The sequence below is a fragment of the Corallococcus sp. CA054B genome, from assembly GCF_003611625.1.
GTDB lineage: Bacteria > Myxococcota > Myxococcia > Myxococcales > Myxococcaceae > Corallococcus > Corallococcus coralloides.
Window position 1 is genome coordinate 1 of record NZ_RAVY01000233.1, and the last position, 14083, is coordinate 14083.

General features: G+C 66.8%; 10 protein-coding genes and 1 pseudogene. 5 read left to right on the plus strand and 6 right to left on the minus strand.

Features of this window, described 5'->3' with window-relative positions:
• Positions 1-57 precede the first annotated feature (57 nt).
• The gene (locus D7V80_RS35810) at positions 58-1746 is read right to left on the minus strand and encodes a HEAT repeat domain-containing protein (RefSeq protein WP_120592366.1); all 1689 of its coding nucleotides are present in this window, start codon (positions 1744-1746) and stop codon (positions 58-60) included.
• Positions 1747-1879: 133 nt separating this feature from the next.
• On the opposite strand from D7V80_RS35810, the gene D7V80_RS35815 reads away from it, so the two are divergent.
• Positions 1880-2737 carry a CHAP domain-containing protein gene (locus tag D7V80_RS35815; protein WP_120592367.1) on the plus strand — a complete coding sequence of 286 codons (858 nt, stop codon included), beginning with the start codon at positions 1880-1882 and terminating at the stop codon, positions 2735-2737.
• Between the two features lie 99 nt (positions 2738-2836).
• Here D7V80_RS35815 and D7V80_RS35820 read toward each other — a convergent pair whose 3' ends face one another.
• From D7V80_RS35820 to D7V80_RS35835, 4 genes are all read right to left on the minus strand, one after another.
• Positions 2837-4033, minus strand: a complete 1197-nt coding sequence (locus D7V80_RS35820) for a glycosyltransferase family 2 protein (RefSeq protein ID WP_120592368.1) — start codon at positions 4031-4033, stop codon at positions 2837-2839.
• A 155-nt stretch (positions 4034-4188) separates the two neighbouring features.
• On the minus strand, positions 4189-6165 hold the full coding sequence (locus tag D7V80_RS35825; RefSeq protein ID WP_147447328.1) for a zinc-ribbon domain-containing protein: 1977 nt from the start codon (positions 6163-6165) through the stop codon (positions 4189-4191).
• Positions 6166-6174: 9 nt separating this feature from the next.
• A complete protein-coding gene (locus D7V80_RS35830; protein ID WP_014397460.1) occupies positions 6175-6474 on the minus strand; it encodes a helix-hairpin-helix domain-containing protein in 300 nt (99 codons plus the stop codon).
• 119 nt (positions 6475-6593) lie between these two features.
• Positions 6594-7871 carry an aspartate kinase gene (locus D7V80_RS35835; RefSeq protein WP_120592371.1) on the minus strand — a complete coding sequence of 426 codons (1278 nt, stop codon included), beginning with the start codon at positions 7869-7871 and terminating at the stop codon, positions 6594-6596.
• A gap of 145 nt (positions 7872-8016) precedes the next feature.
• On the opposite strand from D7V80_RS35835, the gene hutH reads away from it, so the two are divergent.
• Positions 8017-9540 (plus strand): histidine ammonia-lyase, encoded by a 1524-nt coding sequence (gene hutH, locus D7V80_RS35840; RefSeq protein ID WP_120592372.1) that lies wholly within the window; start codon positions 8017-8019, stop codon positions 9538-9540.
• Positions 9541-9758: 218 nt separating this feature from the next.
• Here the strand turns inward: hutH and D7V80_RS44045 are convergent.
• Positions 9759-10504 (minus strand): annotated as a pseudogene (locus tag D7V80_RS44045) (IS5 family transposase).
• A gap of 371 nt (positions 10505-10875) precedes the next feature.
• Here D7V80_RS44045 and D7V80_RS41575 point away from each other — a divergent pair.
• The 3 genes from D7V80_RS41575 (at position 10876) to D7V80_RS35860 (ending at position 13888) form a co-directional block, all read left to right on the plus strand.
• The gene (locus D7V80_RS41575; RefSeq protein ID WP_147447329.1) at positions 10876-11916 is read left to right on the plus strand and encodes a hypothetical protein; all 1041 of its coding nucleotides are present in this window, start codon (positions 10876-10878) and stop codon (positions 11914-11916) included.
• Positions 11916-13160: a hypothetical protein gene (locus D7V80_RS41580; protein ID WP_147447330.1), complete on the plus strand. Its 1245-nt coding sequence runs from the start codon at positions 11916-11918 to the stop codon at positions 13158-13160. Before D7V80_RS41575 ends, D7V80_RS41580 begins: the two co-directional genes overlap by 1 nt.
• Positions 13161-13570: 410 nt before the next feature.
• Positions 13571-13888 carry a hypothetical protein gene (locus D7V80_RS35860; protein ID WP_120592374.1) on the plus strand — a complete coding sequence of 106 codons (318 nt, stop codon included), beginning with the start codon at positions 13571-13573 and terminating at the stop codon, positions 13886-13888.
• The last annotated feature ends 195 nt before the right edge of the window (positions 13889-14083 follow it).

Here is a 14083-nt window from a genome sequence, read left to right on the forward strand (position 1 = left end):
GGGGCGGCCATGGGGGGCTGGGACTCTAACTGCCGCCGTCCGGTCCGCCAGTCCGTCTCAGGGAGGGGTGGATCCAGCCAACCGGGAGGCCGCTGCGGCGCGAACCTCCGGGGAGGGATCTCTCTCGCGGGCCAGCTCCAGGAGGAGCGTGCCCACGGGCTTGGGCAGCTTCGCGCTCGACGCCTGCTGGAGCGCCTGGGTGCGCTCCTTCACGCCCTGCGACAGGCGCTCGGCGACCTGTTGATCCGCGCAGGTGCGCACGCCGGGGCGCTGCTGGCGCAGGAGCAGCTCCGCGTCCGCGAGCTTCGCCTCGGCCAGGCGCACGGCGTCCTGGGCGGTGCGCTCGAAGGTGGCCATGTCCTCGGGGAACTCCGTCTTCTCGTTGCGGACCCGGGCGATGGCCTGGGCCGCGAAGCGCGCGTCCACCACCGCCGCGCAGAGCTGGCGGGCCGACGCCAGGGGCACCCCACCCTCCGCCGACACGAGTTCCTCGCGCGCGGTCGTCTGGGCCCACACCGCGAGCTGCCGGGCCGCCACCGCCGCGGAGAACGCCTGTTTGCGCTGCTCGCGCAGCTGCACCCAGCGCCAGAGCACCACCGGATCCGTGCCGCCGGACTCATAGACGCGCTGGTACTGGCTGGCGGCCTGCTCCAACTGGCCGCTCAGGTCCAGGAGCGCCGCCACGGTGATGTAGAGCTCCGGGCTGCTGGCGCGCTCGCGCAGGGACTCCAGCCGCACGGCGACTTCATAGCCGGCCACGGGCGCGGGCAGCGCGGAGAGCACCGTGCGCAGCGACGTCAGCGCGTTCTGGCGGATCAGCGGGTTGCGCGCCGTGCGCAGCGCCTCCAGCAGCGGATCCACCGCGCGCACGGAGACGTGCTGGCCCAGCTCCTCCGCCGCCTGCCAGCGGTCCAGCGGATCCGGCGCCACGAGCGCGCGCTTCAAATCCTCCAGGTCGCGCAGGTAGTGGCCCGGCTGCATCGCGCGGGCGGCGGGCTCGGTGCGGGCGAGGGCACCCTGCTCCTCGCGGGCGCGGGCCAGGCGCGTGGGGAAGCCCGTCAGCTTCGGCCCCAGCGGGTGGACCTTCACCTTCGCCTCGGCCTCGTCCACCAGCCCGGAGACGAGCAGCCCCTCCACCTCCAGCTCCAGCAGCCTGACGCGGACCTCCTCGCGGTGCGCGCCCGCGGGGAAGTCGCGCAGGTAGGCGAAGAGCTTCCCTGCATCCTTGGCCTGGGCGAAGGACTCGTCGTCCAGCTTGCGCTCCAGCTCCTCGCGGCGCGCGCCGGCGGCCTCGCCCTGGAGGAGCTGGGACACACGCTTGAGGTCCGTGGTCGTCTGGAGGCCGCGCTCCTGCGCCGCCTGCAGCTTCGCGCGCGCCTCATCGCGGTGGGCGCCGTCGGGGTGCTCGGCGAGGAACTGCCGCCACCCGGCCTCCGTGTCCGCTTCCTTCGCCGCGTTGAAGCGCAGGCCCTCCAGCAGCGACTTCGCCCGCTGCTGCTGCGGCGCGTCCGGGTACGTCTCCAGGAAGCGCTTGTAGGCGATGACCGAGTGCAGCCGCTTCGCCTCGTCGAACTCCAGCCCCTCGATGCGCCCCTGGGCCGTCGTGGCCTCGGGATCCTCCGGGTTCTCTCGCAGGAAGTCCTGGTAGGCCTGCACGGTGTCCAGCTCGCTGGCCTTCTCGAAGGACATGTGCGAGCAACCGGTGGCCAGGAGCACGAGGGCGAGGGCGCGTCGGAAAGTGGGCATCCCCTCCAGCAATACCCCACCCGTCCCCGGTCGAAAACCCGAGCCGCTCCGCCCGGTTGCCTGGGTGGTTTTCTTGCCTACACGCCCCAGCGGAGGGAGCCTCTGTCCCAGGACGCTACAGGACGAGGTGGCCATGAAGCTGGGCGCATGGATGGCGATGCTGGCGATGACGACGGGCTGTGCGACGGGCTCCCCCACGGGGGCCTGGGTGGCATCGGATGCCGTGCGCTACCGCTCCGCCTCCCCGCCGGCCTTCCCGCGCGCCGCGCTGTCCGAGGAGGTGGCGGTCCGTGAGAGCGCCCCCGCCGAGCGTCCCGCGAAGTCCCCCGCCCCGAGCAAGGCGGTAGCGAAGGCCCCGGCCAGGAAGGCCCCGGCGAAGGCGCGCGTCACGCCCGCGAAGCAGACGGCCGCGAGCCCCGCCCCCTCGGGCACTCCCCGCGAGCGGGTGCTGGCCACGGCGCGCGCCCTGGTGGGGCAGCCGTCGGTGCAGGTGAGCGGCAAGCGCTACCCGGCGGACTGCACGGCGCTCATCGATGCCACCTACTCCCAGGCGGGCGTGAAGTTCCGGGGCACGATCAAGCCCGGGGACAACGGCGTCACCGCGATGTACCGCTACGCCCAGGCGAACGGCCGCGTGTACACGAGCGGGCGCCCCGTGCCGGGCGACCTGGTGTTCTTCCGCGAGACGTACGATCAGAACCGCGACGGCCGGCGCAACGACGGCCTCACCCACGTGGGCCTGGTGGACGGCGTGGACGCGGACGGCACGGTCACCGTCATCCACCGGGTGAAGCGCGGCGTGGTGCGCTACCGGATGAACCTGGCGCGGCCCCACATGGCCCGCGATCCGAAGACGGGCGAGGTGCTCAACGACATGCTGCGAAGCCCCGGCCCCGGTCACCCGCACGTGCTCACCGGCCAGCTCTTCGCCGCGTTCGGCAGCGTGCTGCCCTCCGGCCCGGCGAAGCCCATGGCGGTGGCGGCCCGCTGAAAAAGGAAAGCCCGCCGATTCCATCCGTGCGCTTCCGGAACCAGCCGGAGCGCCGCGAAGGAACCGGCGGGCCTGGACTGCCAAATCACTCGTTGAAGGTCAGGTCGACGTGGACGTCGGCACGCGGGCGGTGCGGTCCCACGCGGCGCGCTGCGAGTTGCGCAGGAAGCGCCAGAAGCCCACGGCGATGGCCGCGTTCATGGTCACGAAGTAGTACGCGATGGACGTCGCCTTCTTCGCTGCTCCGCTCTTGAAGACGCCGGAGCGGCCCAGGTACGCCATGGCGTAGAAGCCCAGCTGCGCGCCCAGCGTGACGCGGTAGAACAGGCTGTCGAGCAGGAACAGGTTGGCGAAGAGCGCCAGCGCCATCAGCGCGGGAGCGCACCAGCGCAAGAGCTTGTGCGACCAGAAGGCGAAGGCGGCGAAGCCCGCGGTGGGCAGCAGCAGCCCGGGCACGAGGCGCAGGCTCTGGAAGTTGCCCGCCGCGATGCGCGCGCGCCGGCCGAACTCCTTGCCGTAGTCCTCCGTCGTCTCCTCGTGAGCGACGGCGCCCTCCTCGTAGACGACCTTGTAGCCGCTCTCCAGGATGCGCAGCGGAATCACGAAGTCATCCACGATGGTGGACGGCGGCAGCTGCGTGAAGAGCGAGCGCCGGATGGCGTAGAGGCCGCCGTTGGCCCCCACCACCGCGCCGCGCCGGCCCTCGTACATCTTGATGAGGGACTCGTAGCTCCAGTACGCGCTCTCCTCGTAGTCCTGCTTCGTGGGGTTGTAGAGGCGCAGCTTGCCGCAGACGGCGCCGACCTCCGGATCCTCGAAGTGGCGGACGATCTTCCGCACCGCGTCCGCGTCGATCATCGTGTTCGCATCCGACAGCAGCACGATGTCGCCGTGCGCGGACGGGATGCAGCGGTTGAGCACCGTCGTCTTGCCGGCCCGAGCCGCGGGCGACAGGCGCACGCGAGGATCCGTGCACTTCTGCACGAGGCCGTCCGTGCCGTCCGTGGAGCCGTCCGAACCGATGACGACCTCGAAGCGGTCCGCCGGGTAGTCCAGCGCCAGGCTGTTCTTCAGCTTGGACTCGATGCAGTCCGCCTCGTTGTAGGCGGCCACCACCAGACTCACCGAGGGCAACGCTCCGGCCTTGACGTCCGTCCTGGCGGCCTCACCCGAGCGCATCTTGCGCAGGTTCTGGAAGACCTGGGCCGCGCCCTCCAGGGCGAACAGGCTCAAGGGATAGAGAAAATAAGTGTGCACGAGCGCCAGCGCCGCGCACCAGAAGAAGACCTCCGCCATCGACCCACCCTCCGAACCCCGAGTCCTCGACGCCCAGGGACGAAGCAAGGTGCATGCCTGCGCGTCTAGAGGGACTTCAGGGCGAGGGAGCCAGCGAGCCCACGGAACAGACTGGAGTTTCTCCAGGGTGAGACGGAGGTGATCCGGTCAACGTTTCAGGGCGAGGGCTCGGAGGCAGCGGTCTGGGCAAGCATGCGCCTGGCCAGGTCGTGCTTGGGGTTGAGCGCCACCACTTCGTCCAGCAGCTTCCGGGCGGTGTCCGGGTCCCCCAGGCGGATGGCCAGCCGAGCCCCCAGGACGAAGGCGCGGAAGAGGTAGCGGTCCTGCGCGCGCAGGGCTCGCAGCTCCTCCGCGACGGCCTGGACGGTGGCGTCGGGCGAGCCGGAGCTGAGGGCGTATTCGGCGCGGGCGAGGATGCTCCAGGACGGCGGGAGCTCCACCTGACGCAAGCGCTCCGCGAGGGCCAGGGCGTTGGGGGAACCCGTCACCGCCGCGTAGAGGGCCTGGGCCTTGAGGCGCGCGGCGACGGCGGCGGCGGGCTCCACGTCCGGAGCGGCCCGGAGGGTCTCCATCAGCGCATCGAGCACCTTGCGCCGCTCGGCGATTTCGGTGCGCAGCGGCTGCATTTCGCGCTCGGTCGCGCGCAGGTCGTCATGGAGCGCGTTGGACTCAGCCATCCAGCCCAGTGACGCCTTCGCGGTGGTGACCTCGTTGATCTGCCGCTTGAGCGTGGCCGACTGGAGGTTCAGCCGGTCGAGCTCGGCGTGCAGGTCTGACACCTGGAGGGTGTAGGCCACCGCCAGTTCGGCCTGGACCTCGGCGTACTTCGGATGAGCGGTGGCCAGGGCCTTGAGGTCCTGGATGGCCTGTTCGCGCGAGGGAGCGTCATCACGGCGCAGCGAGCCGACAGCCAGGTCTTTTTCCGTCACGGCCTGCTCGGGCATGGCCGCGTTGCGGTCGCGGAAGACGGGATACGCCAGGTACCCGGCCAGGAGGATGCCCGCGAGCACCGTGAGCCCGAGGAGCACCCAGCTCACCGAGGGGGTACGCCGGCTGCCGTCCTCGATGACGATGGAGTCGGCGCGGGAGGAGGCCCCGAGCAGCTCCGGAGGCAGCTCGCCGGAGGACTTCCGGGGAGCAAGGGGCCGGTCCAGACCGCCCCCGAGCACCGATGCACCGGAAGGCGAGGCCGCGGGCTTGGAGGGCTCGGTGCGAGCGAAGGGCGCGTCGTCGCCGGGCAGGGAGACCGTCGCGGTCGGAGCGGAGGTCGCCCAGGGCGCGTCGCCGTGGCCTTCCGGAACGAGCTTGGAGCGTGAGCCGCCCGTCGCCGACCACGACGGATCCGCGGGGTCGCCCGAAGGCGAGATGTCCTCGAACGAACGGGAGGCGGACGCGTGCGCCGAACCACCGGCCTCGACCAGGCCTCCGGTTTCAAGCGAACCGGCAGCCGCGGGGTCCGACACCGCGCCAAACGCACGCGTCGCCCCAATGCCCGCATCGGCGGCACCAGAAGGCGGAGGATCCGACACCGCGCCAAACGCACGCGTCGCTCCCACACCCTCCGGGCCACGCGATGAAGCACCCGGCTCCGCGAGGCGGAACGAACCCGAGGACGAAGCTGCGACAGCACCGAACGCGCGCGTCGTCGCCCCAGGGGCAGCCCCCTGCCCCGCCGTCGCCGCGGGTGGCGCCACCTCTCCGGTCCCCACGGCCCCGAAGGCCCGCGTCGTGCCCATCGCGGCCGGAGGCAGTGTGCTGGACGTCGCGGGAGGCGGCGCCGCGACCGGAGCGATGGACGGGGGCGGAGGAATCACGCCGGACGAAGTCAGCGCGCCCGAAGCCGGAGTCGGCTGAGGAACAAAGGATCCGGAGGCCGTGGTCGAACCCGCGAACAGGTTCGTGGACTTCAGGCTGGAAGCGCCCTCACCGCCGAAGATCTGCGTGGATGACTGCGCACCCGCCCGGTCTCCCCCACCCGCCGGAGGAATCTTCGGCGCGGGAGCCATGACACCGGTGGGCGAAGCCTTGAACACGTGGCCACACCGCGTGCACTGCACCGAAGCGCCGCCAGGCGGCAGGAGTCGGGCATCCAGCACGTACTGCATCGAGCATTGCGGGCAGGCGATCTGCACCGGCCGTGCTTACCACACGCCCCCATTGGCCGCCGCCGCGTCGAGCACGGTGGCTGCCCGGAGGGTCTCCAACTTGGCAGCGCCCACACCGGGCACGGCGTCCACGTCCTCCCAGCTCGAAAACCGGCCCTGCTCCTCGCGGGCGGACACCAGCCGCTTGGCCAGGTCACGGCCCACACCGGGCAACAGGGCCAGCTCGGACTCGGAGGCGGCGTTGAGGTCCAGCTTGAGCCCCAGCGCGAGCGCCTGTGCCCCCGTGGGCACCGCCCCCGGGCCACAGGTGGCCAGGCCCGCCGGGTCCAGCCGCACGGCCTCCGGCGGGCAGTCGAGCGAGGGCCGCGAATCCGGCCACCGCGCCCGGGCAACGAAGCCCAGGGCGAGCAGCCCCAGGGACAGCGCCGCGAGCGCGGACGTGCGTCCGAACCGCTTCAGGCCTTCTGCCCCTTCAGCGCGTCCACTTCCGACACGGTGGGGTTGGCCGTCACGGGGGGCGGCGCGTCCAGCCCGAAGGCCGTGTGCAGCGCGCGCACCGCCAGCTCCGTGTACTTCGTGTGGATCACGCAGGAGGTCTTGATCTCCGACGTGGAGATGAGCTGGATGTTGATGCCCTCCTGGGAGAGCGTCTGGAACATCTTCGCCGCCACGCCCGAGTGGTTGCGCATGCCCACGCCGACGATGGACACCTTGGCGATGGCGTCATCGACCTCGATGCCGGTGGCGCCCACGTCCTGCGCGGCCTGCTTCACGACCTCGTGGGCCTTGGCGAAGTCTGACTTGGCGACGGTGAAGGTGACGTCCGTGCGCCCGTCGCGGGACGGGTTCTGCACGATGAGGTCCACCACGATGTGCTTCGCGTCGAGCGCCCCGAAGAGCTTCGCCGCTGTGCCCGGCTGATCCGGCACGCCCACCACGGTGATCTTCGCCTCGTTCCGGTCGTACGCGACCCCTCGAACCAGCACGTCCTCCATGGATGCGTCCTCCTCACAGACGAGCGTGCCCGGATCCTCGGTGAAGGAAGACTTCACCCACAGGGGCACCTTGTACTTCATGGCGAATTCAACCGAGCGGATCTGCAGCACCTTGGCGCCCAGGCTGGCCAGCTCCAGCATCTCCTCGTAGGTGATGCGGTCCAGCTTCTTCGCGGCCGGGCACACGTTGGGGTCGGTGGTGTAGACGCCGTCGACGTCCGTATAGATTTCACACGCGTCGGCCTTGAGCGCGGCGGCCAGCGCGACGCCCGTTGTGTCGGAACCACCACGGCCGAGCGTTGTGACGCTGCCCGTCTCGTCCACGCCCTGGAAGCCGGCGACGACGACGATCCTCCCCTGCTTCAGCGCGGCGCGGATGGGCTCCGCGTCGATGCTCTTGATGCGCGCCTTGGAGAAGGTGCTGTCGGTGACGATGCGCACCTGGTGGCCGAGGAAGCTCACGGCCTTCCCGCCCTGTGCATGGATGGCCATGGCGACGAGCCCGATGGACACCTGTTCGCCGGTGGCGACGACGACGTCCTGTTCGCGCTCGTCCGGCCGGTCGGTGATCTGCGCCACCAATTTGAGCAGGCGGTTGGTCTCACCGGACATCGCGGAGACGACCACCACGACGTCATGGCCGGCCTTCTGGGCGGCGAGGCAGCGGCGAGCGACGTTCTTCATGCGCTCGGTGTCACCCACCGAGGTACCGCCGTACTTCTGGACGATGAGGGCCACGAGGTTTGCGACCTCCCTGCACGGACGGGCGCAGGCTATATGGGCGCCGGGGCCTGGGTGTAAAGGGCCCTCAACCTGCCTGCCGCGAATCCGCTAGCCTTCGTGGCCCAACGATTTCAAGCCGCTAATCCGGAGTAGCCCGAACATGTCCCGCCCCCGCCTCCTCATCGATGGTGACACCCTGAAGCTGGAGGAGATCCTCCAGGTCTCCCGCCACGAAGTCACGGTGGAGCTCGCCCCCGAAGCCGCGCAGCGGGTGCAGGCCTCCCGGGCGCTGGTGGACCGGGTGGCGGCCGGCGACACGCCGTCCTACGGCATCAACACGGGCTTCGGCACGCTGGCGGAGGTGCGCATCGACCGGAAGGACCTGCGCGACCTGCAGCGCAACCTCATCCTGTCGCACGCCTGTGGCGTGGGGAATCCGCTGCCCCTGCCGGAGGCGCGCGTGCTCTTGCTGCTCCGGGCCAACGTGCTGGCGAAGGGCTTCAGCGGCATCCGGATGGAGACGCTTCAGCTGGCCATCGACATGCTGAACAAGGACGTGGTGCCGGTGGTCCCCGAGCGGGGAAGCGTGGGCGCGTCCGGAGACCTGGCCCCGCTGGCGCACCTGGCGCTGGTGCTGATTGGCGAGGGCGAGGCGTTCTTCGAGGGCGTGCGGATGTCGTCGAAGCAGGCGCTGGAGAAGGCGGGTCTGAAGCCGGTGGTGCTGGAGGCGAAGGAAGGCCTGACGCTGATCAACGGCACGCAGGCGATGTGCGCGGTGGGCACGCTGACGCAGCTGCGGGCGGAGATGCTCGCGGACGTGGCGGACATCGCGGGAGCGATGACGGTGGAGGGCCTGTTGGGCAGCCACAAGCCGTTCCTGCCGGAGATCCACGCGGTGCGCCCGCACGCGGGACAGAAGGCGGTGGCGGAGCACCTGCGCCGGATCCTGAAGGGCAGCGAGCTGGTGGAGACGCACGTCAATTGCAGCAAGGTGCAGGACCCGTACAGCCTGCGGTGCATCCCGCAGGTGCACGGCTCGGCGCGAGAGGGATTGGCGTTCGCGCGGCGCATCCTGGAGGTGGAGGTGAACAGCGGGACGGACAACCCGCTGGTGTTCCCGGACACGGGGAACATCATCTCTGGAGGCAACTTCCACGGTCAGCCCATCTCACTGGCGATGGACGTGGTGGCCATGGCACTGACGCAGCTGTCGAGCATCAGCGAGCGCCGCGTGGAGCAGATGGTGAACCCGAGCCTGTCGGGTCTGCCCGCGTTCCTGGCGAAGAACTCCGGGTTGAACTCCGGGTTCATGATCGCGCAGGTGACGGCGGCGGCCCTGGTGGCCGAGTCGCGCATCCTGAGCCACCCGGCCTCCGTGGACTCCATCCCCTCCTCCGCGGGCCGCGAGGATCACGTGTCCATGGGCATGACGGCGGCGCTCAAGGGTCGTCAGGTGTCTGAGTTCGCGCGTTCGTGTCTGGCGATTGAGCTGCTGGTCGCGGCGCAGGCGCTGGACTTCCGTCAGCCGGTGAAGCCCGGCAAGGGCGTGCTGGCGGCGTATGAGCTGATCCGCGGCAAGGTTCCGCACATGGACCGGGACCGCGAGCTGCATCACGACATCACGGCGGTCACGGCGCTGGTGGAGTCCGGGGCGATCCGTGAGGCGGTGCGGTCCGCCGTTTAGACAAGGTCAAACCAGTGCCCCTGTCTCCAAACAAACGCACGGATGACGTTTAACGAACGCTCAATGAACAATCCAACCCGGGTATCCAAAGACCCAGAACCGCATTTGCATGCGCGTCCTTAAGCCTAAGTGCACCATGGAATGCTTGGAACTATGCATTTCAGCGGCGCGCAAAGTAAGCTTCCGTGAGCCGGTTTAAAGCTAGGGGCTGTCCCTGATTACCGCAGCCAAAGAAGCATGGAAGCAACGTGCAGGACGGCGAGGTAGCTCTTCGCCGTCTTGTCGTAGCGGGTGGCCGCAGCCCGAAAGCGCTTGAGGTCGTGGAAGAAGCACTCCACCCGGTAGCGCAACCGATAGAGGGTGCGGTCCAGCGCAGGCGGTTGCTTCCTGCTGGGATGGGGATGAATGACAGGCGTCATTCCCACCTTCAGGGCGTTGGCGCGAATGCGCTCTGCGTCGTAACCGGTGTCCGCGATGAAGGCCTTGCCCTCGGCGTGCACCAACAACTCCTCGGCCATCGTGGACTCATGTTGCTGGCCGGGCGTTATTTCGAGGTGGAGCGGCTTACCGCCCGCCGTTGTGACGGCGTGAACTTTCGTTGAAAAACCTCCTCGAGAACGCCCCAGAGCATTTCTTCGGACCCCCCTTTTCCGCCCGAGGCGTCCTGATGCGCCCGGACGACGGAAGCGTCTGCCAGCGAGCCGAGCTCATCCACCGGAAGTCGCAGGGCCTTGAAGATGGCTTCCCAGCGCCCGACTTGCGCCCAGCGGTGGAAGCGGTTGTAGACGGTCTTCCAGTGGCCGAATCGCTCCGGAAGGTCCCGCCATTGCACCCCAGTCTTCACGCGCCAGATGACGGCGTTGATGAAGTCGCGGTCCCCTCGCTTCGAGGGTGGGCCGCTACGCGAGCCCAGCAAGGGCTTGATGCGGCTCCACTCGGCATCGCTCAGTTCATGTCGGCGCACAGCCAGCGTTGATCATGCCTGACGCTGGCTGGCAACCTCCTGGTGCCCCTCAAGGCCGGGTCCAACGCCCGTGTTTGATCCACCAGGTTGATTTTCGGGCCGGAGATCAGGGACAGCCCCTAGGCGGGGGTAGAACTATGGAACAGGACGAGGTTGCAGTCCGTTCTCACGACATCCTGGTTGCATCAGGTACGTCTCGAGCATCGGAGTTTGAACTGCTCACCATCCTTGGTGCAGCAGTCAGACTCGCCGTAAACCTACGAGGTATACCACCGGTAAGTTATGGCTTACTCCGTGAGGTCTCAGTACATCGCCTCGGACTTCAACCTGGGGAGGTTCGCCCAGCGGTAGAGCTACTTCACGAAGCAGAAATGGTTGACCTAATCATGGAAGGCTCAACCATTAAAACAATCCTTCCGGATATTCCATTTTTCCAAGACCTCTACAAAGACCTCGGAGAGGCGAGCACCTCCAGTCAGAATTTAAACGAGCACGAGCAACTCACCCTGAAATTAATGCAAAGCCTCGGTCGAGGGCCAATCACTCGGGAGGAGATTGCAGGCTTTGGCGCCGAGAGAAGAGCCACCAATCGCATACTCCAAATCGGCCAAGATGCCGGGTTTGTCATCCCCAAGAGAGCACGCGGCCAGGACGTATTCATTTCTCCTGCCTACTTTGCGGAAGACCCACAGGCGCTTGCCGACCTGACGGCACAAGCAGGCTCGACCCGACTCGGAAAGATTCTCAATCTAGTCAAGAAAAACCAAGGCTACCCTCTTAAGATCATAGCGGAACGCAAGGATCTGGGCGGAACGTCGCTCGACGACAAAGACATTGCTCTCATCAAAGCACTCGCCGGAGAGGGATTCATTCCTCCACCATCGGTCCGAACAGAACATTCGGGAGAAAATCATTTCATCTTCGGCCCTCGCCCTGGCCACACCCGACTCGTCCCACATGAAACTCAACTATTCAACAACGCACTAGCGCTTGCCGCAGCCGTAAGGCAGGGCCAGTTTCTGGCTCGCAATTTCGCGATCAGATACCCCGTTTCGCTATTAAAAGCCCTGCTCCGCGACGGCTACTTAGGCTCAAATAGCGAAGCCATGGAGCAGTATCGAGCAGTAGCCCAACATGGAGTTGGCAGACTAACAATCACAGGCACCGGGAGAGCCAGGCTCGAACTAATCCAGAACCCCGACAACATCAGAACAGTACAGATCGCAATAGAACTGCTCGCAGGCCCCAATGACCAACCAGCCTCCGACGAGGAATTGATTCTGGCCATGCGCCAAGGCGAGCAATACGTCGAGCCACTCCTTGCACGCAAGTCGCTCGCATCCTGCAGAATCATACAGGCCGACGAAGAAGCAAATTTTGCCATCGACAGTCTTTTACTAAGGAGGCGATAGTGCTCAAGGATCGCGCACAGAAAGAAGCATTATATCGACATTTTCGCTCCCAAGGGTGGATGGCGCAGCTTGAAGTTCCTGTTGTTCCAGATGGGGCTGTGTCGCGGCATGCCGCCCCGGTAACGGACATTGACGTCCTTGGAATTCGCCCATCATCAGAACTACGGTGGCGCTATGTGATCGGAGATTGCAAAACTCGAAAAAAGGAGTCGCCGGTCAATCGCGTCCTATGGGCATCAGGGCTCATGGATGCATTCGGCGCAACAACCGGTGTGGTACTCTTAAAACGTGAGCCCAACAGCCGAATTGAACGCGACCACAAGCTCTTCGCAGATGAGCGACGAATCCTCCTCTTAGAGGAAGACGAATTCTCCGATTACGACAAGGCAATTGTCTACCCATCCGGGTCCAATAGCTTTCCCGAGTCAACGGAACTGATCGAGGAACTTCGAGACAAGACTGCCGAGAAATTCCCGCAGCTTCGCGAATATCTCCGCTGGGTGTTCTCGGATGCCTGGGCAACAACTGATCACGCAATGCTTCTGCGCATGACTTTAGGCAAGGCTCGTGACATCCGTGGAGAAATTGATCCAAGACGCACTGATCATCTTGCCCTCGCGCTAGAGGGAGCTTCTTCTTTTGCCGTTCCATTCGCCACGCTGGTAGGCACGATATTCCGGCGACACATTAAACCTACGGAACGGACCGACTTGGATGAAGCAGCGAGGATGATTATCTGGGGCGGCCGCGAACAATACGACTTCTACAACCGTATGCGGTCCGAACTGGCACAGGCTAAGGGCTCAAAAACCCAGGCACCTCTCGGCTTGCCAGAGTGGGACCGGTTCCTTGAACTACTCCGGACAATGCTTGAGGCGCCTCATTATGCCTTCCAATGCCCACAGGCACTACGATGCGCCTCACTGCACGTCCTGTCTGGAAACGAAAAAATCCTCAACACGATTAGCGACAAGACACTCCTTCACCTTGCAATGAAAATTGCCGCCTACTTCACGCGAGCCGTGGGCTACCCACTAGACACAAGCACTCACCTGAGCTCTGTATTTAAAAAAAGAATAGACGAAGTCATCAACAAGACACCTCTCAGGACCCCAGAGGAAAGCAAGGAAACCATCATTTCGCGTCTCACTCCGATCAACGGCCTCACTCCCGTTGAGCACGAAGCCAAAGCCGAGAGCGCTCAACTAACCCTTCCGGCTGTTGGGCATCGTGACGACAGGTAACTGCACTCAACAAAAGTCCGGACTGCACTGCTGATGGCCGGATTGGAGCATTCTCAAATCGAGGGGCTTGGCCTGCGAACTCATCTCATCGCCTTCTGACAGCGCGTGGACGGACGCGGTAGGGACGGCCCTTCGCCGTTTCCGGCTGAGTCCGCCTCCCGCACAGATCCCAGCGAGCGGAACGTATCCGTCCGGCGGTAACTGTCCGGCCAACGACGTGCCGTGAAGGATTGCCGGGGGCGCGGCGCGCAGCGGACGCTTCCGGGCATGGCGAAGCAGGTGGAGAAGCCGGAGTGGGCCCGCATCGCGGAAGCGTTCGAGGCGAGTGGGCAGACGCAGCGTAACCGTCCGGTCAACGACGTGCTGTGAGGGATTGCCGGGGGCGCGGTGCGCAGCGGACGCTTCCGGGCATGGCGAAGCAGGTGGAGAAGCCGGAGTGGGCGCGTATCGCGGAAGCGTTCGAGGCCAGCGGGCAGACGCAGCGGGAGTTCGCGTCGGCACGGGGCGTGAAGCTGAGCACGTTGCAGTCGTGGGTGTACCGAAGCCGACGGGCCGCGCCGACGCGAGCCGAGCCGGTGAGGCTGTTGCCGGTGCAGGTGGCGAGCGCCCCCGTGGTGGCATCCGAGTCCGTGCTGGAGGTGGTCGCCGCGAGCGGGGCGCGGGTGCGCTTCGCCGTCGGGACGGACGTGGCGTACGTGGCCCGGCTCGTCGCGGCGCTGGGGCGGTGAGACGTGTTCGCACTGCCTGCGTCGGTGCGCGTGGTGCTGGCGACGGAGCCGGTGGACATGCGCAAGTCCGTAACCGTCCGGCCAACGACGTGCCGCGAGGGATTGCCGGGGTAGCGGCGCGCGGCGGACGCTTCCGGGCATGGCGAAGCAGGTGGAGAAGCCGGAGTGGGCGCGCGTGGCGGAAGCGTTCGAGGC

Excerpts from the sequence above, each read along its gene's own strand:
- D7V80_RS35810 (WP_120592366.1), bottom strand. The coding sequence starts at position 1,746 with ATGCCCACTTTCCGACGCGCCCTCGCCCTCGTGCTCCTGGCCACCGGT.
- D7V80_RS35815 (WP_120592367.1), top strand. The coding sequence starts at position 1,880 with ATGAAGCTGGGCGCATGGATGGCGATGCTGGCGATGACGACGGGCTGT.
- D7V80_RS35820 (WP_120592368.1), bottom strand. The coding sequence starts at position 4,033 with ATGGCGGAGGTCTTCTTCTGGTGCGCGGCGCTGGCGCTCGTGCACACT.
- hutH (WP_120592372.1), top strand. The coding sequence starts at position 8,017 with ATGTCCCGCCCCCGCCTCCTCATCGATGGTGACACCCTGAAGCTGGAG.
- D7V80_RS41575 (WP_147447329.1), top strand. The coding sequence starts at position 10,876 with ATGGTTGACCTAATCATGGAAGGCTCAACCATTAAAACAATCCTTCCG.
- D7V80_RS35860 (WP_120592374.1), top strand. The coding sequence starts at position 13,571 with ATGGCGAAGCAGGTGGAGAAGCCGGAGTGGGCGCGTATCGCGGAAGCG.